A 24,986-nucleotide genomic window follows, 5' to 3' on the forward strand; every position below is an offset into this window, starting at 1 on the left:
AGTCAACTATGTTCCCTCCTGTTTTTCGTCTGGCATGTCTTTGGGCCATTGTTTGTGGGCTTGCAAGTACTACGGTTGCGGAAGACCTGTTTCAAGATGCCAATCTGACGAAAGTCATTCGCGAGACACTCAAAAAAGGTGAAAAAGACGAGCTCAAAGCGGACGACCTCAAAGACGTTTACATTCTGCACGCCAATGGTCGTGAAATTGCCGACTTGGCTGGATTAGAGAAATGTGTCAATCTCGCCGAAGCCAAGTTTTCCGACAACAGTATCTCAGACCTCAAACCGATTTCGGAACTCAAGAATCTGCAGTCGTTGTATTTGGCGAACAACCAACTCACAGACATTGGTCCGCTGGCCGGTCTCGTGAAATTGCAGCACTTGGAACTACAAGGCAACCAGATCGAAAAGATCGACGCCTTGAAAGACCTAAAAGCGATGGCATCGCTGTACATTGCTGACAACAAGATTCAAGATTTGTCTCCATTGACTGGCCTAAAGAAACTCTCTTCACTCGACGCTGCGGGAAACGGGCTGGTCGATATCGCACCGGTTGCAGAGTTTAGTTGGGTGCGAACGTTAGACTTGGGGAACAACAAGATCGAAGATGTCGGAGCGTTGGCAGGTTTGAAGGAACTTTCGCTGACGTTGTTGCATAACAATCAGATCAAAAATTTGTCCCCGCTCGTGGAGATGGCGAAGAAAGACGCCGAAGGCGCCAAAGAATTCGCCCCGTATTGGCGGTTGTATCTCGGTGGCAATCCGCTCGGCGATGCGGCAAAACAGCAAATCGAGACCCTGAAAAGCATCGGTGTCAAAGTTGACTTAGAGTATAAGTGAGTTCGACCAAAACCCGACTCCGGTCGATTGAGTCCGCGGCGACTGTGTCAAATCTAAGACTTGATACATTTCCACGAGACACTGCCCGTGACGGAAAACGGAAGCTGTTCTAACTTTCGAACAGCTTCTTGAGTTTCGAAATGTCAAGCGGCGCGGACCAACTGATGAGTTCCTCGAGATCGACATTGCGTTGTTCTGCTTCGGCAGACAAGGCGGTGCGGAGAAACTGATAAGTGGTGAGATCGGTTCGACGGCGAAGGTTGTCGAGTTGATCGACATTCCACTTCGTATGAATCCGTAGCAAACCGATCCAATCCAAAGCGGGCAACATCGGTTTGCCGGTCAAGAGTTCCCAGAAGACCAAACCCAACGAAAAGATATCGGCAGTTTCCGCAACGGGATTGCCAATGAGTTGTTCAGGGGCCATGTAACGTGGCGTGCCAACAAGCGTCTCCGCGAGTGAGGGGTGCGTGTCGGCTACGTCTTTCGCCAAACCAAAGTCCATTAAAAGCACCGTGCCATCTCGACGAACCATGATGTTACCGGGTTTGATGTCGCGATGAATGATGCCTCGCTTGTGGGCGTACTTGAGAGCGGACGCAACTTGGCCGACAATTCTTCGCGACGTGTCTTCATCGAACCGATTAATACGATTCAAAACCTCCGCAAGTGTCCAACCATCGCAAAATTCCATCACCGTGAAAAAGGTGTGGAATTCCTGAAAGCGACCCAGCATGCGGGAAATATGCGGGTGGTCGAAACTCTCGATGATGTCCGCTTCTTTTTGGAATTGGTCGCGAGCGGCTTCGTCGTAGACTAACCGGTGACTCATCATCTTTAACGCGACTCGCGTACCGTCGCGTTGGTCGATGGCATCGTAAACGACTGCCATTCCGCCGCGTCCAAGTCGACCGGTGATTCGATAGTGCTCGCCAAGAGTTCGCCCCCACAAGACGTCTGCTTGGCCATCACGCCCGAGTCGTTGTGCAATCAATGCGGTCATGAGGTTGCTGATTGCCGGGTGATCTTTCGCGAGGTTGTGAAATGCAATCGCCGGTAGCACCATGACACGCGATGGCGTGCAAGCAAGAACGTCGGCCTTTCGCGGTTCCTGCGTCAACAATGACATCTCGCCAAAAATTTGCCGACCTTCCACTTCAGCGATGACCTGCGGTTGTGCTTGTGCCGTCGGTATTCGAACTTCGACTTTGCCATCCATCAACACCATCAGCGAGTCACCGGCGTCGCCCTCTCGCATGAGGTACTCACCGGGACCGAATTTGGCTTCATGCATGTCGTTTTCGATCAAACGCAGGATGTCGGGTGACAAACTTCCAAAAGGGCTAACTGCGCTTTGATCGAGAAAATCCTGAGTCAGGCAACTTATGGTTCCGACAGCCGATTGTGACGGCTCGCATTGAGTTGTATCAAACGGCAATGTGCGATTGATCGAGCCATACGTATCCTCGAAACGGGTTTGCGTCAGCCCGCCGCCATGGAACATTTGTCGGATCCAACCGGCAGCAATCGCAAATCGATCGTTGGGATGACGCTTTGCCAGCAATTCATGAATCTCATCACTCAGGTTTTCGAAGCGTTGGTCGTATTCAGCGAGCGAAGGCGGTGTCGAAGTTTCTTGTCGATACTCGATTTCTTCGACGATAAACTCGACGGCAGACTGCCGCGATCCAAGAATTTCGGGAAACCGTTTCAAGTACCATTCACACGGCCGACCATTGCCAAATCGCCAATGATAGTACTGGTCGAAAAAGAGGACATCAATTTTTTGGCTATCGGGAACGTTAGCGTGTTCCTCCAGAAACGCAACTAAATCAGGGGGCGTGGCCATCGCTTCGCAGAGCGCGGCGTACAGTCGCACCAGGAGACCGGAGAGCGACCATGTGGTCGAAAATTTCTCTGGCTTTGGAGGAACCATGTAAATTCGCTCAATGCGGGACTAGACTGCTACACACGTATGTGCGATTGTCTCGCAAATCCGCCAAAGTCTCAACTCCCATTTTCCTGAACTCCTCGCGGATCAATGTTGATTTAAGGTCAAGTTCTTTGCGGTTCGACGGGATTTCGACGATTACGGGTTCGCGTTCCAATTTCGTATTGAATACAATCGCGATCGTGCCGGTGACGATTCTGCGTATCAATTGACAAGCTCCCATGCGACTTCTTCAGAATTCGGTCCCCCGGAATCCGCTGTTGTTGGCTTGGCTAATTTTGCTGGTCGGATGCAGTGGTGACGCTGATCCGCCTCAAAAATCCGAACCCGCACCGAATCCTAAAACAACAGCGACTAACCCCGCCGACGCTTCAACGTCGAGCAATGGTCAATCGGCAGAGAAAACAGATCCAAAGACACCCACATTGGCTAACCCGACGTCTTTGCTGCGAGCGTCTCTCGAAGATGCCGCGTTGTTGTTGCGGAATCGTAACATTGATGGGTTTTTGCTTGGACATGCACCGATTGAGGAACTGCGACGGCTGCGAGAAAACGGTACGGTCGATGCTGTCGTCAGTGCATTGCGGGACAATTCGGAAGCACAGGTTCGGTTACTGCAGATCTACGAATTGGCGAGCCGACTGGAGATGCTGCCGAATGCAACCACCGGTTTGGTGGAATTGACGGTCATACTGCCGGATGCGGCACCGTCCCAGAGTCGTGTGCGGAATTTGTCTGATCCGGACGCTGAAGATGTCACCCTGCCGCCAGGGTTTTCGGATGATCTCGTGGAATGCCTGACGCTTGCGGCCGATGCCCTCAGTGGCGGTGCCCTGCCCGCTTTTATCAGTAAAATGTTTCCCCCATCCGACTTTCGAGAGTACGCGGCCGGTTCCGATGGTTTGGAACTGGTGCAGTTCTTAGAACGCAATCCCGCCATGATTACGGCGATGGAAACCGAGTTGCGAGCACTCGCCAAACAAACGCCGGAAATTTCCGAGGATGGTCGACTCGCAACATTTGAATATAATGGTCGCAAAGTCCGGTTCCAGTTGGTTGACGGCAGCTGGCGATTTTTCGATGATTCCCTGCCCGTCCGTTCCGTCATGTTTCAGCAATCACAACAGCAGCCGACGGATGTCCGTGTCACGCTTCGCTTCGAACGAATCGGCGACGATTGGCGAGCCTATGAATGGCCGGCCGAATTCATGGCGTTGTTGACTCCTCGAGACGAATCATTGTGAGAATCTCCTCTCTGACCCTACGAATCCGAAATCAGCAGACGACGCGACGCGGATGGACGTTGTGCGAAGTGGTCGCGTGTTTGATCGTGGTTGGTTTGTTCGGCGTTCTGACGCTCCCAGCGGTTGAGCAAAGTCGCGAGATTGCCCGGCGGATGCAATGTGAGGAACGTCTCCAGAAAATCGGGGTCGCATTACATAACTACTATGCGGCTTACGAGACGCTGCCGAGCGGATGGATTCACTCCAGTAATCAGCCGAGTCAGGGTGGCGGCTTCGGTTGGCAATGCTTAATGTTGCCGTTCCTCGAGCCCGACGAAATCTTCAGTAATCTCGATTTCGAAGCACCATTTCCGCTAGCGAAAGTATCGGGACTCTTGCAAGCTCCCGTTTCGGTCTACCGCTGTCCGGCAGATTTGACGACGGATCTCAATCCCATGCGGGGTGACTACGCCACGTCGAACTACTCCGGAAATTTCGGGGACTCGGCGTTGCCGCGTTGGATCACCGGTCGGCGAACTGTCTCGTGGCCTGGTCAAATGCCGACACCGAAGGAATCAAACGGCATCTTCTGCTGGAATAGTGACGTTCGTTTGGAATCCATTACCGACGGCACAGCGAACACATTTATGGTCGGCGAACGCTGTGTAACAAGTGGAGCCGGAATCTGGCCGGGTGTCGCGGCGAACGAATTCGAGAACGACCAAGTCACCGATTGTCATCACATTTCTCGATTGAACAAGGGGCCACGTTCGTTTTCGAGCCTGCATGCCGATGGGGCGAACTTCTTGTTCGCCGACGGTTCCGTAAAGTTTCTTGCGGACGGAATCGAGTCTCTACCCGGTCAAGGTGGCCGGATGGGTATCTATCAAAAATTGGCCAACCGCTTCGATGGCCGTCCCGTCAACCTGCCCGAGTGATCCCCGCGGTCTTGCAAGTATCGCTCGCTTAGCCCTCCTGTTAATATGGCCCTCATGACTACCACGGTTCGCCCTCTCGTTACCGATTTCTCTCGATCCGCGCTTGCGGAATGGTGTGAAGACTTTGGTCAACCCGCATATCGGGCCGACCAAATCCGTCGCTGGTTCTTCGGCAAACGGGTTGACAATTTCGAAGCCATGCATGATGTGCCGGCGAAGTTGCGTTTGGCGTTGGAACAAGAGTTTGACTTCTTCGCGTCGAAAATTGTCGATCATCAGGTTGCGACCGATCGCACGGAAAAGCTGTTGCTCGAACTGCGGGACGGACAAACCGTCGAGTGCGTGTTGATGCGTGAGACTCGTCGGCGAACTGTCTGCATCAGCACGCAAGTCGGGTGTGCCATGGGGTGCGTGTTCTGTGCCAGTGGTCTGGCGGGGCTCAAACGCAACCTGTCAGTCGGCGAGATTTTGGAGCAGATTCTGCGAATCGATCGCTTGCTGCCTGAGAATGATCGGATCACAAATGTCGTGGTCATGGGGATCGGCGAACCACTGCATAATTTGAACAACCTTTTGCCCGCCGTCGATACTCTCAGTGACAAAGGCGGTCTCGGGCTTGGAGCGCGACGGATCACAATTTCCACCGTAGGGTTGCCCGAGAAAATTCGCGAACTGGCACGACACGGCAAACCCTACAACCTGGCCGTTTCGCTGCATGCTCCCAATGATGATTTGCGAACGGAGATCGTTCCCGTCAATGCGAATATTGGCATCGAAGCGATCTTGGAGGCGGCAGACGAATACTTCGAACGCACCGGGCGACGTGTGACTTATGAATACGTGCTGCTCGGCAACGTGAACGATCACCCGGCCCACGCCCGGGAACTGGCCAATTTGCTGAAGATGCGAAACGCTCACGTCAATTTGATTCCGATGAATCTCGTCGACGGTCTTCCCTTCAGCGACCCATCCGCACCTCGTACCGATGAGTTCGTCAGCTTACTTCAAAACGGCGGTGTAAACGTGACGGTCCGCAAACGCAAAGGTGCCGACATCGATGCCGCCTGTGGGCAACTGCGATTAGCACATAACCAGACTCAGCATTCCGTCTAACGGTAGTCTTCCGGATCGAATGCAGTGAGTTTCTCGTTGCGGAAGAAAAGATAGTACACCTGGCCCTTCTCGTCCGGTCCCCAGCGGTAAGTCTCGTCTGTGCGAAGGACCCCGTTGACCTTGGCTTTGATGTGGGTGTCGCCAAACACGCGTTCGCCGGTCTTGCCCAGTACGTCGTTAACTTCCTTGAGCGGCATTCCCGTTGCGAGTTGGTTGGCAAACAACCACCGCAGGGAGTCGGCATTGCCTTCGCTTTGGAAACGAGTGCGGTGCTCGTCGACCTGGGCAGCGACCTCCTCTGCACTTGGTCCGCCGAAATTAAAGATCGGCGGATTCCCGCACCCGGACAGTACAATCGCACCGGCTGCGAGGAAACCAATTGTCGACGTACAACCCCATAAATGCTTGGCCATGTGACCATCCTGATCTCGACCGAACAGCAGAACAATTTGCGAGTGTTTTAAACCAATCAGGAAATTCCTGCCAGACGCGTTCACTCGAAAAATGCCGCTTGGAGGTCTATACTCGACCGCTATGTCAACAGAATCAATTTCCAAGCCGACAGATGAAGAACCGGTGTTCGAGATACCGGAGGACTCTGTTGGTCTGGTGGAAACACAAACGGTGACATTGTTCGAACCGCCGAAGAAACTCCGACTGGCCAGCGGTCGGGAGTTGGGGCCGATCACTGTCGCCTACGAGACCTACGGCGAACTGAACGCTGGTCGAGACAACGCGGTATTTGTTTGCCATGCGTTGACCGGTGACGCCCATGCAGCCGGTTGGCACACCGGAGTCGATCACAAACCTGGTTGGTGGGACGCATTCATCGGGCCGGGCAAGATGCTCGATACTAATCAGTATTTTGTGATCTGTGCGAATGTTCTTGGAGGGTGTCGGGGCACAACTGGGCCAAACTGTATTAATCCGGAAACCGGTGAACGCTATACCAGCGATTTCCCTGTCATTACCGTTGAAGACATCGTCGATGTGCACGCTGAGTTGGTCGCGTATTTAGGGATCGAGAAGTTACTCGCGGTCGTTGGCGGCAGCCTGGGGGGAATGCAGGTTCTCGAATGGGCGGCTCGCTACCCGGACCGTTTGAACGCAGCAATCGTGTTGGCTTCGGCGGCGTATTTGTCGGCTCAGGGAATCGCGTTTAATACGGTCGGACGACGGGCGATTGTCGCGGATCCTGAGTTTCACAGCGGTCGGTACACACCGGAAGAAGGTCCACGGTACGGCTTGGCGGTCGCGCGGATGTTGGCCCACATTACCTATTTGTCCGAAGCTTCCATCGAGATGAAATTCGGGCGGCGACTGCAACACAGCGACAAGTTGGCCTACGATCTCGGCAAAGAGACCGAGTTCCAAATCGAAAGCTATCTGCACTATCAAGGAGAGCGATTCGTCGAGCGGTTCGATGCCAACAGCTATTTGTACCTGACGAAAGCGATGGATTACTTCAACCTCGCGGATCGACACGGCTCCCTTGAGAACGCGATGGGCAAAACGGATGCTCGGTTTTTGGTGGTCAGTTATACGACGGATTGGCTGTTTCCAACCGATCAAAGTCGCGAGTTGGTCTCGGCGTTGATCAAGGCCCGGCGGCATGTCAGTTTCGTCGAGTTGAGCAGCCCCTATGGACACGACGCGTTCCTGATCGAGAATGAACCACTCGAACGATTGGTCCAACCGTTCTTGGATCAGGCACATCGGTCGTCATTGAGGAACAATCGATAATTGATTATGTCGAAACAGCGTTATTGCATGCCGGACCCGATGCTCGGGTTGACTGACGAACTCATTCGCGACCAAATCCGCCCAGGAAGTCGCGTAGTCGACTTGGGGTGTGGGGACGGTCGGTTGTTGGCCATGCTGCGAGACGAACACGGTTGCAGCGTGCAAGGCGTCGAACTGGATCAGGAATCGATCGAGGAAGCGATCGGTCGTGGGGTTGCAGTCATTCACGCCGACCTCGATCAACGCTTGGAAGACATTCCCAACCAAAGTTTCGACGTTGCCGTTCTCAGTCAGACCTTGCAGCAAGTTCGGCAGCCGAAAGCCGTGCTCGAAGAGATGTATCGGATTGCCCGCTGGTCACTGGTTGTGGTTCCGAACTTCGCACACTGGCGGATTCGTTGGCAAGCTCTGTCACGCGGTCGAGCACCAGTGACGTCGGAGTTGCCCTATGAGTGGTATAACACACCGAACTTGCATGTGATGTCAATGACCGACTTTCGCGACTTGGCAACCGTGCTCAAATTTCGGATCGACAAGGAAATTCCGATCATTCGTCGTCGAGCCGTCCGGCATGCATGGGCTGCTAACTGGCGTGCGGAAAGTGCTTTGTATGTGCTGGAACGCATGGAGTAACCGGATATCGGTTGTTTCACGTCGACGCCTCACACCGCGAATGTGCCTTGTACTGTCTGCAGGGGAAGCGGAAAAGCGATCTTCCCATGGGACCCTGTGTCATCGCCTGGGGGTGACATCAGAAGGCACGTGTGTTATAGACCGTATAACGGTTGTCTGTGCCTGTTAGGAATGCGGAAAAGCCTTGGTTTTTCCGCCCGACGAGACAGAAACCGCTTCGATCCAACTTAAAAGCTCCAGGTTGCGGGTATGAGGTGCATATTCCGCAACTATTCAATGATTGACTGACTTGGAGAAACCGATGGGCGTTCCCGTCTCCCAGATGTGGACCGTAGCGAAATACGTGCTCGGCAAGAAGTTTCGCGGCGTCAAACGGTATCCGATCGTTTTGATGTTGGAGCCATTATTTCGCTGCAATTTGGCGTGCGCGGGTTGCGGGAAGATTCAACACCCCGTCGATATTCTCCGGAAGAACCTCAGCGTCGAGGATTGTCTGAACGCGGTCGACGAATGCGGGGCTCCGATCGTTTCGATTCCCGGTGGCGAGCCATTGCTTCACCCGGACATCGACAAGATCGTCGAGGGATTGATCGAACGCAAAAAGTACATCTACCTGTGCACGAACGCGATTCTCCTTGAGCAGCATCTTCATCGGTTCAAACCGTCGAAATATCTTTCGTTTTCGGTGCACCTCGATGGACCCCAGGAAGAACACGATGCGGCCGTCTGTCGGGATGGTGTGTACGAAGTTGCGATCAAGGCCATCAAAACGGCTTTGGAGAAAGGGTTCCGCGTTACGACCAACACGACGCTGTTCAACACCGCAGAACCAGAGAAAGTGCGGGAAACATTTGACATTCTGACGGAACTCGGCGTCGAGGGCATGATGCTCTCCCCCGGTTACCCGTACGACAAAGCTCCCGACCAAGAACATTTTCTGCATCAAGCCGAGACCGTGGGATTGTTTCGTCGTGTGTTCACGAAGATCGACCGACGTTGGAAGTTTAATCTCTCGCCGTTGTTCTTGGAGTTCCTCAAGGGACGGTACGACTTGGAATGCACGCCGTGGGGCATGCCCGCGTATAATCTCTTCGGTTGGCAGAAGCCGTGTTACCTACTGCAAGAAGGCTACGCGAGCAGCTATCAAGAACTGTTAGAGACAACCGAATGGGACAACTACGGTAAATCGAGCGGCAATCCAAGTTGTACAGACTGCATGGTTCATTGCGGTTACGAACCGACTGCCGTTACGGAGACCTTTAATTCACTCAAAGGTTTCCTCACCACTGCCAAGCTCACCGTCTTCGGAGCCAAACCGGAGAAAAATCCACCCGCTCCGCAGCCCGTCGAAGTGAGTAATCAATCACCCCAAGAACTCGTCACGCTCGAGACAACCTATCAACCACCAAAACCTCATACTGCTCCCGCGGCCGAAGCGGTGACGAATAACTAACGTCGGAGCGCTTCCACAACGACTACACAAGTCACGCTTTTGCGACGACTGCGGGAGTCAAATTTCTTCGCAGATGTGGTAGCAATAAGGTCACTTTGTCGCGAGATCAATTGCATGCTTGAGGGGTCTTTGAACTGCCCTCACGTTTTCGAAAATGGCAAGGACATTCGGCGAGGATGGGATCGATCGCGCTCGGAAACCAGCCGACACCTTCTGCAATCTGATCAACATCCGTAATCGTCGAAAACGAGACATAACGTCGAACCCCTGCAATTGGGAATCTACCGCGTCGATTCCCGAACATTTTGATGCATGACGGCATTGCTTAGCGGATGCACACCAATCCAAGGGCTATGAGTCCTTTAGGTGATGTGTACCCATTGTCATATCTGAGCAATCTGCATTGCGTCTGTGTAAGTTCATGAGCGTTTCTCGACGTCAGTTTCTCCAAAACATCTCTGCGATCTCGGCTTCCATTTATCTGGCACCGAAGGCAGTGGCTCAAAGCACACCTGGTCGTCCGCTGCGGGTGTTGGGCACCGGCGTCACCCTGCAGGACGATATCCGGCGGCGGGCTGAGAAAGAACTCCGGATTCCAATCCGGTTTGAACCATGTGGCAGCGCGAGCGTACTGCAAAAGGCTTCGACGCGGCCGGAAAGCTTCGATGTCTACGAGCAGTGGTCGAACAGCATCAACGTGCTTTGGCAAGCCAATGCGATTCAACCCATCGACATCACCCGCATTCATCGTTGGGACGAAATCAACTCACTGGCGAAAACCGGGCAGCTATTCGACGGAATGAAAATTGGAGCCGGCGATGCTCCTCACAAAATTCTCTACGTGCAGTCGGATGGTACTCTCGGCGCGAATCCGACGAAGCAAATCAGCTTTCTGCCCTATGTGCATAATGTTGACTCGTTCGGCTACAACACGCAGATGATTCCCCCCGGCGTTCCCTATGAAACGGAATCTTGGGGCTGGCTGCTCGACGAAAAACATCGTGGCAAAGTCGGACTTGTCAACGAACCGGCGATTGGCATCTTTGATGCGGCGCTCGCCGCTCAGGCCAAAGGTCTCGCGACATTCCAAGACATTGGCAATCTCTCACGCGATGAAATGGACGACTTATTTCACATCTTGTTGGATTTGAAACATCGCGGCCATTTCAACGGCCTGTGGAGTAGCGTTCCTCAGTCGGTCGACTTCATGAAGAGCGGTCGTGTGACGATTGAAAGCATGTTCTCACCGGCTGTCTCCACACTCAACGGTCTCGGCATTCCCGTGAATTACGCCGCCCCGAAAGAGGGATATCGCGGATGGCATGGTGTGCAGTGCTTGTCATCCAAAACGGAAGGACCCGCCCTGGATGCCGCCTATGCCTATATGAACTGGTGGCTCGAAGGTTGGGCGGGTGCGTATATGGCTCGCCAAGGTTATTACATTTCGGTTCCCGAACAGGCACGCAAATTCCTGACATCAGCCGAGTGGGACTACTGGTACGAAGGCAAACCCGCGAGAACGAATCTACCGGGCGCGGACGGCAATGTGGCCGTCAAAAGAGGACATGTCCGCAGCGGTGGTTCGTATCAGGAACGCTTTGGCAATGTGGCAGTCTGGAATACCGTCATGGATTCCTATGAATATAGTCTCGTTCGCTGGTACGAGTTACTAACAATCTGACGCATCGAGTCGTCACAGGTGATTGATTATCCCAAAGTTTCAGGTCGTTTGAGGATCGGACAGGAAGCTATCTCGTTTGTCGTAGGCAATTCCCATGGTTCGCTGGCTTCCATCCCTACCGTCTTGTTTCAGTGTGAAGACAAGGATCTCAATCGGCTTTTGGGTTGTTCTTCTACTTCACATTTCGATTGCGGTGCTGTGTCATCAAGGATTGAACTCAGCGAAGTTAGCGCTTGAGAAATCCTATCGTCTTCGACTGGACGTGGATCAGTTCGATCAAATTGATCGCAACGTGACTGCCCTGCAGCGGAATGTTCTGTTGTTTGCCTTTACGGGATACGAAGGACCTGAAGTTCGCGTTCGCCAGATTCAGGAAGAACTCGAACGATTGCTTGAGCAGGCGAAAGTGATCGACGACGAAATCGGCAGCGAGTCACTCGCTCGAATGCACGCTCACCTTGCGTCGCACGAAGAGATTTTTAATGCGGTGATTGTCGATCGGGCTCAGCGTCGGAAAATTGTGAATGAAGAGCTACGATCGCACGAGGACAAGTTCGCCGCCACGATCAGTGCGATCTCTGCGTCTGCTAAGGACTCCACCCAAGCCATCTCACAACAACTCTCGGAGATCGAGGCCGCCTTTCGGGAAGCCGAATTGGCCAACATGCGGTTCATTGTGACGCCCGACTCCAGCCACTATCGCAATGCAAAGGCGGAACTCGGTCGTGCCGTCAGCTTGATCGATGCCTACCAACTGCAAGATGATCAAACCCTCCACACGCCGTTCGAAACCCTGAAATCGATTGTGCGGGGCTACGAGGCAACAACGATTCAAATGGTGCAATCGACACGGGGCTATTTGCATTTGGTGAATGTTGTTCTGGCCGGAGAGTTGTTGGAGTTTCGACGCCTCGCAACGGAAATTCGCGAACGACAATCGACTCAGTTGAACGCGATCACAGAGGAATTGATCAGCGATACCCAAAGCTACCAGTTTTGGAGTAGTGTCTTCTCGGCATTGACGATCGTGCTTGGCATGATTGCAGCATGGGTGATCGGTCGGAGTATTGCACCACCGCTCAACGCGATTGCGACCACATTCGACAAGCTCACGAAAGGCGAATCTGTCGGGACCATTCCCGGCACGGGACGCAAGGATGAACTTGGACGGTTAGCGATTGCAGCCGAGGCTTTTAAAAATCAGGCTGCCGAAACACAGATGTTCTTGAAGAACGCTGAAGCGTCTCGCAAAGAACTCGACTTGGTCAATACGCAACTGTCAATCGAGAAACTTCGAGCTGAGGCAATGGCCTCCGAAGCCCAAGCCGCGACGACGGCCAAGAGCGAGTTTCTAGCAAATATGAGTCATGAAATTCGGACCCCGATGACTGCGATCCTCGGGTTCACCGAAACGATTTCCGAACGGCTCTCGGAGCAAGTTTCTAACGATCAGGATGTGACTGTTATTGAGACGATCATGCGGAATGGTCGGCATTTGTTGTCGGTCATCAACGACATTCTCGATTTGTCCAAAATTGAGTCTGGGAAGATGGATATTGAGTTAGTGGTTTGCAATCCCTCCGAGGTCATCAATGAAGCGATCACTCTCATCGATACTCGGAATAAAGAATCGGTCGTCGGATTGAATTCTCAGTTCAAAGGGCAGATTCCGAAACTGATTCGTACGGACCCGACGCGTCTCCGGCAAATTCTGATCAACTTGCTCGGGAACGCCGTCAAGTTTACCGAGTCTGGTAGCGTGACGCTGATCACGACATTTGACGGTCATCGAGACAAACCCGTGTTGATCTTTGATGTCATCGATACTGGCATCGGGATGAGCGACGACCAAGTCAGGCGATTGTTCCGTCCGTTTTCTCAAGCTGATACATCGACCACACGGCGTTATGGCGGCACGGGTTTAGGACTGACTTTGAGCAAGCATTTCGCTGAGATGCTCGGAGGAGAACTCGAGGTTGTCAGAACGCAAATTGGTCATGGAACCCATTTTCGATTTACACTGACACCTTCGATCGTGAAGGATGTCGAACCCATTAAGGACCAGCAAACCATGCCTTCGCGTGCACATCATGAAACACGGCTCGACGGTCGCAAGGTCTTGCTTGCGGAAGATGGACTCGACAATCAACGCCTGCTGACCTTTATTCTCGAGAGAGCCGGAGCGGTCGTTGAAGTCGTCGACAACGGTCAAGCGGCTCGTGACGCCATCTTAGACTCTTGGAAGCAAGATACCGACTTTGATTGCGTCCTGATGGACATGCAAATGCCTATCATGAGTGGCTACGACGCAACCCGAGCTGTCAGAAGCGAGGGCTATTCCGGACCCATTTTCGCCCTCACCGCTCACGCGATGGTCGGCGACAAAGAACTCTGTCTGGATGCTGGATGTGACCAATACATCACCAAACCCGTCAACCGCAAGAAATTGATTCAAGCGATTTACGATGCGGCAATGGCGACACCATCATCTGTGGTGCATGGTTAGTATTGTGTAAGAACAGGTATTAACGGAGAGACGATCTCCACTAAGACGCCAACCACTCCACGACATACGATTCATAGGCAGCCCAAATCTCGGGAAAGCGAGTGACATTGGGAATATGGTTAACCTCAAGGAGATGAGGTTCGCCATCTCGCGTGATGATATAATCGTTAGCGGCGATTTCGAGTCCGAAGCCGTTGGCGACCGATCGTGTATCTTCGACAAGTCCGTGGTCGGGTTCGGTCAAACATGCGTTTGGATGGTGTATGGACTTTAACCACGCATCACCATCCAAATTGATCTGCCAATGCTGGTTGCCAATGACAACCACGCGAACCGCGTTGCCATCTAAGTATGGTTCAATGATGGTTGGTTCATTGGCCAGCCAATGTTTCTCAAAGCGTGCCTTGTTCTCGCCGCAATGCCAGTTGCCCCATTTGGCGACGCGTTCAATATCCGTTGGGTAGTCCACGCCACTTGCGGCAAACCCACGATGTGGTCTTCCAAAGTTTGTGTGTTTCAACGCCCGCACTAAACAGGGAAGTTTGAGCCGGCAATCCATCATTGCTTGCGCATTGGGCAAGCATGGACCGCCCCATAACGCCAACCCCGCGAGCGTATCGAGATCATTCTCGAAAATGCCATGAAAGACGACTTTCGAAACGTGTCGCATGTTGAAGCCACTCGTTGCCTCGACGAACAGTTCGCCATCTTTTATGAGAATTTTTGGAAGCGTTGGGTGAACAATTAACGGTTCTTTCACGCGATTCTGAATGGCTGCAATCTCGGGCTCATCAAGCCCGATCAGGCATGCTGGCGCAGCGTTCATGCAATCGTCCTGATTTAATCCAGATTGCAGTGTTCGTGTTTCGTTCGATGACTACTGAAGTTGCTTCGCGCGGATGCGTTTCTCGATGGCTTTGAGCACTTCGAAGTCGCTTTTATACGGGGACTCGAACGCTGGGCGGAGCGGAATTGGAATGTCATCCATACGATAGACGGTACCCGGTGTGTTGATCCCGTAGGTTGCTGTCGTGAAGGCGACGGTGGCGACTTTGGCGGTTTCACTGAGTTTGGGATCGAGCACAACGCTGGGAATGCTCGCCAGGTGATTGCGGGCCGGTTGGCTGAAATTCGACATCGGATCGGAGGCGATGATGAGAGCCGCATCCGCTTCGCCACGCGCGAGCAAATCACTGGTGGTGAACTCGCCGGGATTGAATCGTGGAAATCCGCGTCCCAAGTTCACACCAAATGGATAACCCGTTGACCAGGAGACCACATTGTCCGCCCCAGTCACGTTGCCATGACCGCGCATCGGTTTAGCGACCCAGCGATGACCGTACTGATTCATGTCCCGTGCCAGGGCCAACACCGCTTCACTATTGATGTGTTTGCCGCGGGTCATGGTCACACCCATGCCGAACAGAATCGCGCCGAAGTTGGCCTCTTTCATCTTCTCGACGACTTCGGAGAGTTGCTCGAGTGAGACGCCAGTCTTCTTCTCAACGGACGGATCGATCGGCACACCCTTCGCCAACCCCCGCATGGCCCACGCAAGCTCGAAATCGGAACGCGGTTTGATTTGCAGGAAGATATCGGCGGCTTTGGCGCTCTTGGTTTTGCGGACGTCGATCAGGACAGCCGTCCGGTCTTTGCGACCGTTTGGAACGAAGTCCCCCTTCGGCATCAAACTGTAACGGGTGAAGTGACGGGGATGACTTTCCGCCGGGTTGCCACCCCAGAAGATTAGAAAGTCCGCCCGATGCTTGATCTCACCGAGTGAACACGTGACCTCGCCAACACCCTGAAACGCCATTCCCGAGGGACCATGACAAACCGACGTGGTAGTGTCGACGCAACCGCCGATCCAGTCGGATATCGCGACAGCGACCCGTTGGGCTTCACAAGTGGTGTCTGATAGCCCGTAGGTGACGGGGTAATTCGCGTTTAATAGAATCTCAGCGGCACGGTCGAACGCGTCTTCATAGCTGGCCGGTTGGCCTTCGATCGTCGCTTCGGGACGGTCTTCAATGTGGTGATTGAAGAACCACGCCTTCCCCAGCACGCAAGCGTTTTTGGCCTTGGTGATTTTGTTGTCTTCGACCGTCAATACCATATCGTCGCAGACGCATCCGCAGAACGTGCACGTCGCGTCTTCGACGATTTTGAGTTCCGGTTGCGTAGCGGTCTCGGTTGCGGCTGTGCTCATGGCGATCTATTTTCGTGACTGACGAATATCGGCTGCAATCAATAACGGTTGATCCTACCAAACATCCATCCCGTTCGGAAACGGGAAGTTCTGCGAACGATTGGAATCCTATGCGACTTTTTGAAGGCACTCCGTTCGATCGACCTCCACGTTGCGAGAAATGTGACGAATTGGAGGAAGAATGTACGTGTCCGCCGCCTCCGCCGTTGGTGATCCCCCCCGAGAAGCAAACCACACGGCTCGCGGTCGAGAAACGCAAAAAGGGAAAAGTCGTGACGGTTGTGTCGGGACTGCCCGGCGAAGGCAACGATCTTCCCGCCCTGCTCACGCGGTTGAAATCCGTCTGCGGAGCGGGCGGAACGTTGAAAGACGATGTCCTCGAAATTCAGGGACGGCATCTCGACAACGTCCGGGCGGAACTGCAGAAGATCGGCTTCAAGGTCAAAGGTTGAACGTCAGTCAGCGTTCGCAGCGCGGGCAACGGCGGCGGCAATTTGCGGAGCCACGCTTTTATCAAGTGGATCGGGCAACACGCGGTCGCGAGACGGGTCGAGTGTCGCAGCGGCGAGCGCTTCGGCGGCGGCGGTTTTCATCTTATCCGAAATCACAGCCGCTCCGGCATCCAACGCGCCGCGGAAGATACCCGGAAAGACCAGCACGTTGTTGATCTGATTCGGAAAATCGCTGCGTCCGGTCCCCACGACGGCCGCTCCTCCGCGGTGGGCTTCGTCCGGCATGATTTCCGGGATCGGGTTCGCCATTGCTAGCACGATCGGCTCGTTTGCCATGCGTGCGATATCTTCGCTTGTGAGTAAACCGCCCTTGCTCACGCCGATGAATACATCGGCATTTTCGAGCACGCTTCGCAGGTCCCCTTGTCGATTCGAACGGTTCGTGTAGGCCAGCAAACTGCGTTTGTAGTCGGCCAAATCGGTGCGATCGCGGTGAATCGCACCTTTGGAATCGCAAATGATGACGTCTTCCACGCCTGTGCACACATCGTCGCTTTGCCCTACACACCGCAACAGGCGAGCGATCGCCGTCCCCGCAGCTCCCGCACCGTTGATGACAACGCGTAACTTGGTGAAGTCGCGATCGAGCACCCGAGCGGCATTGATCAAGGCGGCCAAAAGGACAATCGCGGTGCCGTGTTGGTCGTCATGGAACACCGGGATTCCGAGATCCTGTAACGCGTCTTCGATGTAGAAACATCGGGGAGCCGAGATGTCTTCCAGATTGATGCCGCCGAACACCGGTGCGATTCGCCGAACCGTAGCAATGATTTCGTCCGGGTCTTGGGTGTCGAGACAAATCGGCCAGGCATCCACGCTGGCAAACTCACGGAACAGCAACGCCTTGCCTTCCATCACCGGAATGGCTGCGTACGGGCCGATGTTCCCCAAACCCAACACCGCGGAACCATCACTGACGACCGCGACTGAATTGTGCTTGATGGTGAGGTCACTTGCACGAGCGGGATTCTTCGCGATTTCCTCACATGGGCGGGCCACTCCCGGCGTGTACGCCAGGGAAAGGTCATCCCGACTTTCGACCGGCATCGTTCCCATCACGCGGAGTTTACCCCGAAGTTGCTCATGGACAATCAGGCTGCGTTCGAAGAAATCCGTCATGGTATTCGCTGTCCTTTAGCAGGAGAGATCCCGAGGTGTGTCGTGTTCAGAATTAAACCACTTCAAACACGTGATCGCCAGCGTAGTTTCCGATTCCAGTTTGAATGGCTTGGCTGATGGTCGTTCGAGGTGATCGTGGATGGGAAGATCTCGTTACTGGCTTTGACACAGCGACGACACCCACCGCTTCGTGTGATGATATCGACTGTTCGAGCATCACCGTCCAGTTTTCGCGAGACTGAATTCGCGGTGATCCCAAGTCGGCGACGTTGTCACAATCAGTGCGATGTCGCAGGTTTGGCATGCGAAGTGCAATGTTGAAGGTCCGACTCAATCATTGAAATCACATTGAGGAGGCGTTTCCTATGAACCCATTCCTGTTGTTTGCAGAAGGTGAAGGCGTGCTCGTCGCTGGCGGGCTATTCTTGTTCTGGGTCGGATTGATCATTGCATCCGTTGTCGTTTGGATTTGGGCATTGGTGGACGCGATCAAGAATCCCCGTTTGGACGATAGTTCGCGGTTGCTCTGGGTGATTGTCATCGTAGCAACGCAAATCGTCGGAGCGATTATCTATTTTGCGGTCGGACGTTCTGGCTCTTCGTCCTCGGCGTCTCTGACCTAGCTGGTGTATGGGGCGAACACGACCATGGTGGTCGACCGTTGACCATGGCGAGTCACAGACGAAGGCAAAATCAAGCCTGTCGGTTTCAGCCGGCAGGCTTTTATTTTGTGAACCAGAACGTACTGTTCTTCCAAGTCGAATAGTTCTCGCCGAATACGTTTTGCAGAACTCGATCTTCTAGCTTCGCGCGGTAGATCTGAATTCCGACGAACGCCAAATAGAACCCGAGTGTCATCGGACTCAGTTTCGCGAAAACGAGCCAAACTCCCGCCTGTGCGATCAATTGCCCGAAGTACACCGGATGTCGCAAGAACCGATACGGCCCCTGGGTGATCAACTCACGTGCTTCCGGCACGATGCTGAATGACCGGAATAGATACCAATAGCTACTCACGTCGATTGCATTCCCGATGATGATCAGACCCGCGCCGAGTATCACCGATTCCAACGAGACCACACTTGGCCAAAGCGCCAATTGAAATTGATAAGCCCAAGCCGGTTGGAATACCGTGAGCACGGCTCCAATGGCGAACGGCATCATCGGCCAGAATCCACCAATTAACGCGATCGCTACGTCACGGAATCGATTGACCTGCGATTTTGCCGGCAAGCGGAAGCAATAAGAGAAACCGAGTAAGAGCAGCGTACTGTCGATGAGCACTTGCGTCCAAGGCAACTGCAATCGGCTGCCATCAGGAAACACATAGAACGGCCCCATACTCCAAAAGTCGCGGAAGTACGCGGGCAGTCGGTACGTCACACATCCCAGGAAGAATACACCGCCAAGAACACGAAACAACCAGTCCGGCGTTGCATTCCATAACCGCATGGCGGGTGATGGGTACGTTGTTTCGGTTAGAGCTTGTCCATTGACTGGGGAAGCCGCGGTATTGCTGGCGACATTCATGTCCTCTACTCCCGAGATGCGGCAATGAAATGACGGTTCCGCGAGGGGAGACTAATCGAGTTCGGCAAACGAGGAAAGATGGATTCATCGCGGGGATTCTTTCGGAGTTGATTGCTGTTATCTGAAGTCGCGGGTAGGATCTGGCGTGAATACGATTTCCGAGGGGGCTGCGTCGCTTCGAGAGTGGTGTCGGGTCTCGTTCGGAAGAGTGGTTCCTAGTTGACCGTGGCGGGTTCTGTCTCGCGGGAGTCAGTCTACTTCGGACTCTTCACTGCCACCGCGGGCACAGAAGACCGCATTGCGGTCCTACCTAAAAGGGAGGACAGAGTTGATGCGAAAACGTGAAGACCGCACACGCTCCGGACCACCGGACGGTTCCCCAACCCGTACGGGTTTCAACCGGCGAGACTTTCTGAAAGGTTCCGGTGCCGCAGCCGCCGCTACTGCGTTGGCAACCACCACCGAAACCGCGAACGCACAAGACGCCAAGTCGAAGGTTCGCTCGGCAAAGCCGCAGAAAGTGACGCTCAACGTCAACGGCAAAGACCACACACTCGAGATCGAGCCGCGAGTCACCTTGCTCGATGCTCTTCGCAACGATTTAAACCTCACCGGTTGTAAAGACGTCGACGAACGAGACGCCGCCGGTGCCGATACCGTCATCATTGACGGCAAAGCTGTACTCGCCGGCAGTCGCTTGGCGATCGAGTGCGAAGGCCAAAAAATACGCACCGTCGAATCGCTCGTTGCCGACGGGAATATCGATCCGGTTGTTGCTGGCTTCGTCAAACACGACGCCCAACAGTGTGGCTTCTGCACACCGGGATTCGTGATGGCAATGCGTGCTTTCGTCGACAAAAACCCGAAAGCGAGTGCCGCGGAAATCCGCGAAGGTCTCGGCGGGAACATCTGCCGTTGTGGAACTTATGACGGCATCATGAAGTGTGCTCTCGAACTGACAGGAGGTGCCTAATGCCACGCGAGGTCAGTTGGAAAAAACGCGAAAAGAACAAACTCATCGGCACCGAAATCGCTCGTCTCGATGGCCAACCTAAAGCCAGCGGAACCGCGAAATACTCCGCCGACATCAACACCAAGGACACACTCTTTGCGAAAGTCCTGACGTGCACACACGGGCACGCGAAGATCGTCAAACTCGATACCGCACCCGCGAAGAATAGTCCCGGGGTGCATGCGGTTCATCAATTCGTCAAAGAAGGCGATGAACTCCAATGGGACGGTGCCCTCGTAGCGGCCGTTGCTGCGGAACGTCCGGAATTGGCGGCCGATGCGATTCGCGCGATTAAAGTCGAGTACGAAGTGCTCGATCACTTCGTGGATGAAGACAACTTCGAGCAAGCCGAAGAACTCGATCGTCTCAACAGACCACGAGAGTCGACCAAGGGCGATGTCGAGGCGGCGTTCAAAGATGCGAAGGTCGTCCATGAAGGTTATTACGGCGTGAGCACGATCACGCACAGTTGCATGGAACCTCACGGTTCACATTGTGAATGGGACCCGAACGGCAACGGCCTCACGGTGCACCTCTCCACTCAAAACGTCTCCGGTACGGCGGGCCAATTTGCCGGTCCGTTAGGGATCGATGCTTCGAGCGTCGAGATCATTTGCGATTACATTGGCGGTGGTTTCGGTTCGAAGTTCCAGGCCGATGAATGGGGTGTGGCTTGTGCACAAATGGCGAAGGAAGCCGGTCGCCCTGTGCGGTTGATGCTCGATCGGGCGACAGAACTCAAGATCGCCGGCACTCGGCCAAGTTGTTTTGGCAAAGTGAAAATCGCGGCCGATGCTGAGGGCCGGATTGTCGCATGGGACAGCGAGCATTGGGGCACCGATGGGATGCGTGGCGGCACCGTCGACGTCAACCAAATGCCCTACGTGTTCGACTTCGACAACCGTAATCGGAAAGCGGTTGGCCTGAAAACGAACACCGGACCCACGCGAGCTTGGCGAGCCCCGAACCATCCGCAACTCTGTGCGATGACTTGCACCGCCATCGACGACCTTGCCGCCAAACTCGGTATGGATACGCTCGATGTCATTCTCAAGAATCTCGACAAGACGCCACGTCCGGAAGTCTACAAAGCCGAACTCGATAAAGCGGCTGAGTTGATGGACTGGAAAGACAAGTGGCATCCGCACGGCAAAGGTGAATCGAAGAACGGCGTCAAACGCGGTTTGGGCGTCGCGATTCACCAATGGGGCGGACGACCCCATGCAGCCAGTTGTTTGGTGAAGGTCAATCCCGACGGCACCGTGGAATCCACCGCCGGTTCGCAAGATATCGGTACCGGAACCCGGACTGCGATCGCCATCGTGTTAGCCGAAACCTTTGGCATTCCGCTCGAAATGGTGAAGGTCAACATCGGTTCGAGTAAGTACCCACGGTCCGGTCCGTCCGGTGGGAGCACGACAATTGGTGGTGTCTCCGGTCCGAATCGGAAAGCGGCTCTCGAAGCGCTCTGGCAGATCTTCGACAAGGTCGCTGCCAAGTACGATGTCAAAGCCGATTCATTGGAAGCCGTCGATGGCAAGATCGTCTCCGGTGGCAAGACCGTTTGTTCCTGGAAGGACGCCGCCCGACTCACCGGCCCGATGGGGTTAGAAGTCACGGGGACTGGTCCGGTGAAAGAACTGACGGACGATGGCGTCGGTGGGGTGCAGATGGCGGAAGTTTCCGTCGACACCGAGACCGGCATAGTCAAAGTCGAGAAGTTCGTCGCCGTTCAGGATTGCGGGCTGATCATCAACGAGAAAGCCGCTCGTAGCCAGATCGAAGGCGGGATGATCATGGGCATTGCCTATGCTCTGACGGAAGAGCGGATCATGGATCCGAAGTCTGGTCGGTTCATCAATGCCGATTTCGAAAACTACAAGCTGCCGCGTTTAGGTGATATCGGCGAACTGATCGTCGACATCTACCAACCTGACGACATCTACAATCGCGGTGTGATTGGCCTCGGCGAACCGCCGGTGATTTCACCAGGAGCCGCCATCTCGAATGCCGTCGCCAATGCCATCGGTGTGCGTGTGCCGGTGTTGCCGATGACTCCGAAACGCGTCCTCGATGCGTTGGAAGGAGCGAACGCATGATGAATCGTCACCTCATCACATTAGACCTCATCACCTCATCACAGAAGGGAGGTGCCGCATGAGAAACTTCGAATATGCTCGGCCTGAAACCGAAGCGGAAGCCATCGAACTCCTCGGCGAACACGACGGCAACACCGCCGTCCTCGCCGGTGGTACCGATTTGCTGAACCTGATGAAAGCCGACTTGCTCGCCCCGCAGCGAGTCGTCGACATCAAACACATCGAGAGTTTGCACTCCGTGACTGCCGATGGTGACGGTGTGCAAATCGGTTCGCTGGTCACGCTCGACGAAATGCAGTCGGAGCCGTTGTTGGCGGGATACCACTCGTTGCAGGACGTCATTCGCGGCGTGCGGTCGATTCAAATTCGGCAAATGGGCACGATCGGTGGCGACCTATGTCACATGCCGAACTGCTGGTACTTCCGCAACGGGAGCGGTTTGCTTGGGCTCGAAAACGGCAAGTCCGTCGTCGCTGCCGGAGACAATCGCTACCACGCGATTTTCGGCAACCGGGGACCGGCCAAGTTTGTCTCCGCGTCGCGTTTCGCACCGGCTCTCATCACGTGGGGGGCGAAAGTGCGAGTCATCGGACCAAAGCCTCACCAAGAACAGTGGATCGATTTGGAGTCGTTCTATCGAACTCCGAAGACAGATCGGCAAGGCGTGACGGTCTTAAAACCAGGTCAACTGTTGACGCATATTCAATTGCCGAGTCCGAGCAGGTTGTTGAGTGCCAGTTACGAAGTCCTTGAACTCGAAGGACTGGACTGGCCGTTGGCTGCGGCGTCGGCGATGCTCAATATCGTCAACGGAGTGGTGAGGAATGCTCGCGTGGTGATGGGGCATGTCGCTCCGACGCCGTGGGACGCAACGAGTGCCGTCGTGTCAATTCTCGGTCGCCCCGTGACGGAAGCCACCGCCGAATCCGCCGGAGAAGCGGCTGTTGCTTCGGCAACTCCACTCAGTGAGAACCGGTATAAAGTTCGCATTGCTCGCACGGCAGTCAAACGTGCAATTCTTGCAGCCGCCGAATCCGCACGGACTCAAAACCGAGGGGAGGTCTAACCGATGGCGACACCAAACGATCCAAATTTGCCTGTGATTCAATCCGGCACTCGCTGTCGGCATTTGCTCTCGAAGGGCATGTATATCAACCACGGTTTGCCGCCGGGTGAGGAAGCGGCCGGCGACGGTTACTTCTGGTGTGCTCATACGCAAACGATGTTCGGCCCGGATCGCGGAATCTGTGATCTGGAAGAATGTTGCGACGCCACCCGGAGTTGCTACGAAGAAGTCTAGACGCAACAGTCCACACGCCGCCGCCGGTTCCTTATCGGCGGCATTTTTTTCTTCCCCCCAGCGGTTTCTCCTTCGAATATGTCTGTGCTAATTGGTCACTTCCTCCTGCAATCACTAACGATCATTGTTGCTGGGACGTTCCTGGCAAAGTTCGCTGATGCGCTCGGTGATCGTATGGGACTTGGGCGTACGTTGGCCGGTATGTTGTTGATGGGCATCGCGACCAGTCTGCCGGAGCTTGTCGTCGGTTGTAGTGCGGCGATGATCGACGCCCCTGATCTGGCCGTCGGCGATTTGCTCGGGAGTTGTGTGTTCAATTTGTTTCTGCTGGCGGTACTAGATTTGATGTACCGCTCGGGGGGCAAATTGTTCTCGAACGAGGCGGCTGCTCACGGGTTGTCGGCAGCGAGTGTGATCTTGCTGACCGGCATCGTTTTGCTGTTCATTCAGTTGCCCGAATCAATCGAGTTGGGGCCAGTCGGTCTCGGCTCGGTTATCCTTGGGTTAGCATACCTGGGGTGTGCGCGGATGATCTTTTATGATCAACGTTATCAAATCGCTCATGCGAAACCCGCTCACCCAGATGACCCCCTCGCCAGCCCACCACCGGAGATGAAATTGATTCCGGCTTTAGCGGGATATTTGGTGTGCACGGCTATTGTATTTGTGGCGGCTTGGTATTTGACGCATACCGCTGATGAACTCGTCAAACAAACCGGAATGGGTTCTAGTGTTGTCGGTACGGTGTTGTTGGCGGCGGTGACATCGCTTCCGGAAATTACAACCACTCGGGCTGCACTGCGGATTGGCGCGTTCGATCTCGCGGTTGGTAATATCTTCGGCAGCAACTCGTTCAACATTTTGATTCTCGTGTTCGTCGATGGCTTCTTTCATGCTCCTTTGTTTGCCTCGATTGGAAGCTATCACGTTATCACGTGTGCTGCGATTATCATTATTACTTCTATTGCGTTATTGGGCCTGCTCTTTCAGGCAGAACGACGGTTGTGGCTTCTCGAGTACGATGCAGCCCTGATCGCGTTGCTTTCGCTCGGTAGTTTAATCTTGATTGGCATGTTGCACTGATTGCGACTCTCCCTCCAACTCTGAGAAACAAAAAAAGAA

Annotated in this window: 22 protein-coding genes; 16 read left to right on the plus strand and 6 right to left on the minus strand. The window is 54.2% G+C overall.

The window, feature by feature from the left end; all coding sequences use genetic code 11:
* Positions 1–8: 8 nt before the first annotated feature.
* Positions 9–842 carry a leucine-rich repeat domain-containing protein gene (locus AC5DDB_RS23120; RefSeq protein WP_491742125.1) on the plus strand — a complete coding sequence of 278 codons (834 nt, stop codon included), beginning with the start codon at positions 9–11 and terminating at the stop codon, positions 840–842.
* A 109-nt stretch (positions 843–951) separates the two neighbouring features.
* Here the strand turns inward: AC5DDB_RS23120 and AC5DDB_RS23125 are convergent, their stop codons facing one another.
* Complete coding sequence (locus AC5DDB_RS23125) at positions 952–2,778, minus strand: protein kinase domain-containing protein (RefSeq protein WP_491742126.1); 1,827 nt, start codon at positions 2,776–2,778, stop codon at positions 952–954.
* A gap of 236 nt (positions 2,779–3,014) precedes the next feature.
* Between AC5DDB_RS23125 and AC5DDB_RS23130 the strand changes: the two genes are divergently transcribed.
* Genes AC5DDB_RS23130 through rlmN form a run of 3 tightly spaced genes read left to right on the plus strand, consistent with a single transcriptional unit; the run spans position 3,015 to position 6,067 of the window.
* Positions 3,015–4,037, plus strand: a complete 1,023-nt coding sequence (locus AC5DDB_RS23130) for a hypothetical protein (RefSeq protein WP_491742127.1) — start codon at positions 3,015–3,017, stop codon at positions 4,035–4,037.
* Positions 4,034–4,954, plus strand: a complete 921-nt coding sequence (locus tag AC5DDB_RS23135) for a DUF1559 domain-containing protein (protein WP_491742128.1) — start codon at positions 4,034–4,036, stop codon at positions 4,952–4,954. The genes AC5DDB_RS23130 and AC5DDB_RS23135 overlap by 4 nt, the downstream gene beginning before the upstream one ends.
* Positions 4,955–5,008: 54 nt before the next feature.
* Positions 5,009–6,067 (plus strand): dual-specificity RNA methyltransferase RlmN, encoded by a 1,059-nt coding sequence (rlmN, locus tag AC5DDB_RS23140; protein ID WP_491742129.1) that lies wholly within the window; start codon positions 5,009–5,011, stop codon positions 6,065–6,067.
* On the opposite strand, the gene AC5DDB_RS23145 is transcribed toward rlmN, so the two are convergent.
* Positions 6,064–6,480, minus strand: a complete 417-nt coding sequence (locus AC5DDB_RS23145; protein ID WP_491742130.1) for a hypothetical protein — start codon at positions 6,478–6,480, stop codon at positions 6,064–6,066. The two genes, rlmN and AC5DDB_RS23145, sit on opposite strands and share 4 nt — an antisense overlap.
* A gap of 121 nt (positions 6,481–6,601) precedes the next feature.
* Here AC5DDB_RS23145 and metX point away from each other — a divergent pair, with 121 nt between their 5' ends.
* From metX to AC5DDB_RS23170, 5 genes are all read left to right on the plus strand, one after another.
* Positions 6,602–7,810, plus strand: coding sequence for a homoserine O-acetyltransferase MetX (metX, locus tag AC5DDB_RS23150; RefSeq protein WP_491742131.1), 1,209 nt, complete (start codon positions 6,602–6,604; stop codon positions 7,808–7,810).
* A 6-nt stretch (positions 7,811–7,816) separates the two neighbouring features.
* Positions 7,817–8,443: a methionine biosynthesis protein MetW gene (metW, locus tag AC5DDB_RS23155; RefSeq protein ID WP_491742132.1), complete on the plus strand. Its 627-nt coding sequence runs from the start codon at positions 7,817–7,819 to the stop codon at positions 8,441–8,443.
* Positions 8,444–8,744: 301 nt separating this feature from the next.
* Complete coding sequence (hpnH, locus tag AC5DDB_RS23160) at positions 8,745–9,896, plus strand: adenosyl-hopene transferase HpnH (protein WP_491742133.1); 1,152 nt, start codon at positions 8,745–8,747, stop codon at positions 9,894–9,896.
* Between the two features lie 421 nt (positions 9,897–10,317).
* Complete coding sequence (locus tag AC5DDB_RS23165) at positions 10,318–11,577, plus strand: ABC transporter substrate-binding protein (RefSeq protein WP_491742134.1); 1,260 nt, start codon at positions 10,318–10,320, stop codon at positions 11,575–11,577.
* Positions 11,578–11,839: 262 nt separating this feature from the next.
* Complete coding sequence (locus AC5DDB_RS23170) at positions 11,840–14,083, plus strand: ATP-binding protein (protein ID WP_491742135.1); 2,244 nt, start codon at positions 11,840–11,842, stop codon at positions 14,081–14,083.
* 40 nt (positions 14,084–14,123) lie between these two features.
* Here the strand turns inward: AC5DDB_RS23170 and AC5DDB_RS23175 are convergent, their stop codons facing one another.
* Positions 14,124–14,909: an ATP-grasp domain-containing protein gene (locus tag AC5DDB_RS23175; RefSeq protein ID WP_491742136.1), complete on the minus strand. Its 786-nt coding sequence runs from the start codon at positions 14,907–14,909 to the stop codon at positions 14,124–14,126.
* A gap of 51 nt (positions 14,910–14,960) precedes the next feature.
* Positions 14,961–16,292: a formylmethanofuran dehydrogenase subunit B gene (locus AC5DDB_RS23180; RefSeq protein ID WP_491742137.1), complete on the minus strand. Its 1,332-nt coding sequence runs from the start codon at positions 16,290–16,292 to the stop codon at positions 14,961–14,963.
* 110 nt (positions 16,293–16,402) lie between these two features.
* Here AC5DDB_RS23180 and AC5DDB_RS23185 point away from each other — a divergent pair, with 110 nt between their 5' ends.
* Positions 16,403–16,744 (plus strand): translation initiation factor, encoded by a 342-nt coding sequence (locus AC5DDB_RS23185; RefSeq protein ID WP_491742138.1) that lies wholly within the window; start codon positions 16,403–16,405, stop codon positions 16,742–16,744.
* Positions 16,745–16,747: 3 nt separating this feature from the next.
* On the opposite strand, the gene AC5DDB_RS23190 is transcribed toward AC5DDB_RS23185, so the two are convergent.
* Entirely contained in the window at positions 16,748–17,923 is a 1,176-nt protein-coding gene (locus AC5DDB_RS23190; RefSeq protein WP_491742139.1) for an NAD(P)-dependent malic enzyme, read from the minus strand.
* A 365-nt stretch (positions 17,924–18,288) separates the two neighbouring features.
* On the opposite strand from AC5DDB_RS23190, the gene AC5DDB_RS23195 reads away from it, so the two are divergent.
* Positions 18,289–18,546 carry a PLDc N-terminal domain-containing protein gene (locus tag AC5DDB_RS23195; protein ID WP_491742140.1) on the plus strand — a complete coding sequence of 86 codons (258 nt, stop codon included), beginning with the start codon at positions 18,289–18,291 and terminating at the stop codon, positions 18,544–18,546.
* A gap of 100 nt (positions 18,547–18,646) precedes the next feature.
* Here AC5DDB_RS23195 and AC5DDB_RS23200 read toward each other — a convergent pair whose 3' ends face one another.
* Positions 18,647–19,453: a methyltransferase family protein gene (locus AC5DDB_RS23200; RefSeq protein ID WP_491742141.1), complete on the minus strand. Its 807-nt coding sequence runs from the start codon at positions 19,451–19,453 to the stop codon at positions 18,647–18,649.
* A gap of 331 nt (positions 19,454–19,784) precedes the next feature.
* On the opposite strand from AC5DDB_RS23200, the gene AC5DDB_RS23205 reads away from it, so the two are divergent.
* From AC5DDB_RS23205 to AC5DDB_RS23225, 5 genes are all read left to right on the plus strand, one after another.
* Complete coding sequence (locus AC5DDB_RS23205; RefSeq protein WP_491742142.1) at positions 19,785–20,426, plus strand: (2Fe-2S)-binding protein; 642 nt, start codon at positions 19,785–19,787, stop codon at positions 20,424–20,426.
* Positions 20,426–22,564, plus strand: coding sequence for a xanthine dehydrogenase family protein molybdopterin-binding subunit (locus AC5DDB_RS23210; RefSeq protein ID WP_491742143.1), 2,139 nt, complete (start codon positions 20,426–20,428; stop codon positions 22,562–22,564). Before AC5DDB_RS23205 ends, AC5DDB_RS23210 begins: the two co-directional genes overlap by 1 nt.
* A gap of 58 nt (positions 22,565–22,622) precedes the next feature.
* Positions 22,623–23,630, plus strand: coding sequence for an FAD binding domain-containing protein (locus tag AC5DDB_RS23215; protein ID WP_491742144.1), 1,008 nt, complete (start codon positions 22,623–22,625; stop codon positions 23,628–23,630).
* Between the two features lie 3 nt (positions 23,631–23,633).
* A complete protein-coding gene (locus AC5DDB_RS23220; RefSeq protein ID WP_491742145.1) occupies positions 23,634–23,864 on the plus strand; it encodes a hypothetical protein in 231 nt (76 codons plus the stop codon).
* A gap of 78 nt (positions 23,865–23,942) precedes the next feature.
* Positions 23,943–24,947, plus strand: a complete 1,005-nt coding sequence (locus AC5DDB_RS23225) for a sodium:calcium antiporter (protein WP_491742146.1) — start codon at positions 23,943–23,945, stop codon at positions 24,945–24,947.
* Positions 24,948–24,986: the final 39 nt, after the last annotated feature.

Source organism: Thalassoroseus sp. (assembly GCF_984380535.1).

Excerpts from the sequence above, each read along its gene's own strand:
- AC5DDB_RS23185 (WP_491742138.1), top strand. The coding sequence starts at position 16,403 with ATGCGACTTTTTGAAGGCACTCCGTTCGATCGACCTCCACGTTGCGAG.
- AC5DDB_RS23130 (WP_491742127.1), top strand. The coding sequence starts at position 3,015 with ATGCGACTTCTTCAGAATTCGGTCCCCCGGAATCCGCTGTTGTTGGCT.
- AC5DDB_RS23145 (WP_491742130.1), bottom strand. The coding sequence starts at position 6,480 with ATGGCCAAGCATTTATGGGGTTGTACGTCGACAATTGGTTTCCTCGCA.
- AC5DDB_RS23190 (WP_491742139.1), bottom strand. The coding sequence starts at position 17,923 with ATGACGGATTTCTTCGAACGCAGCCTGATTGTCCATGAGCAACTTCGG.
- AC5DDB_RS23125 (WP_491742126.1), bottom strand. The coding sequence starts at position 2,778 with ATGGTTCCTCCAAAGCCAGAGAAATTTTCGACCACATGGTCGCTCTCC.
- AC5DDB_RS23165 (WP_491742134.1), top strand. The coding sequence starts at position 10,318 with ATGAGCGTTTCTCGACGTCAGTTTCTCCAAAACATCTCTGCGATCTCG.
- AC5DDB_RS23220 (WP_491742145.1), top strand. The coding sequence starts at position 23,634 with ATGGCGACACCAAACGATCCAAATTTGCCTGTGATTCAATCCGGCACT.
- AC5DDB_RS23205 (WP_491742142.1), top strand. The coding sequence starts at position 19,785 with ATGCGAAAACGTGAAGACCGCACACGCTCCGGACCACCGGACGGTTCC.
- AC5DDB_RS23175 (WP_491742136.1), bottom strand. The coding sequence starts at position 14,909 with ATGAACGCTGCGCCAGCATGCCTGATCGGGCTTGATGAGCCCGAGATT.
- rlmN (WP_491742129.1), top strand. The coding sequence starts at position 5,009 with ATGACTACCACGGTTCGCCCTCTCGTTACCGATTTCTCTCGATCCGCG.
- AC5DDB_RS23225 (WP_491742146.1), top strand. The coding sequence starts at position 23,943 with ATGTCTGTGCTAATTGGTCACTTCCTCCTGCAATCACTAACGATCATT.
- AC5DDB_RS23200 (WP_491742141.1), bottom strand. The coding sequence starts at position 19,453 with ATGAATGTCGCCAGCAATACCGCGGCTTCCCCAGTCAATGGACAAGCT.
- AC5DDB_RS23215 (WP_491742144.1), top strand. The coding sequence starts at position 22,623 with ATGAGAAACTTCGAATATGCTCGGCCTGAAACCGAAGCGGAAGCCATC.
- AC5DDB_RS23195 (WP_491742140.1), top strand. The coding sequence starts at position 18,289 with ATGAACCCATTCCTGTTGTTTGCAGAAGGTGAAGGCGTGCTCGTCGCT.
- AC5DDB_RS23120 (WP_491742125.1), top strand. The coding sequence starts at position 9 with ATGTTCCCTCCTGTTTTTCGTCTGGCATGTCTTTGGGCCATTGTTTGT.
- hpnH (WP_491742133.1), top strand. The coding sequence starts at position 8,745 with ATGGGCGTTCCCGTCTCCCAGATGTGGACCGTAGCGAAATACGTGCTC.
- metX (WP_491742131.1), top strand. The coding sequence starts at position 6,602 with ATGTCAACAGAATCAATTTCCAAGCCGACAGATGAAGAACCGGTGTTC.
- AC5DDB_RS23210 (WP_491742143.1), top strand. The coding sequence starts at position 20,426 with ATGCCACGCGAGGTCAGTTGGAAAAAACGCGAAAAGAACAAACTCATC.
- metW (WP_491742132.1), top strand. The coding sequence starts at position 7,817 with ATGTCGAAACAGCGTTATTGCATGCCGGACCCGATGCTCGGGTTGACT.
- AC5DDB_RS23180 (WP_491742137.1), bottom strand. The coding sequence starts at position 16,292 with ATGAGCACAGCCGCAACCGAGACCGCTACGCAACCGGAACTCAAAATC.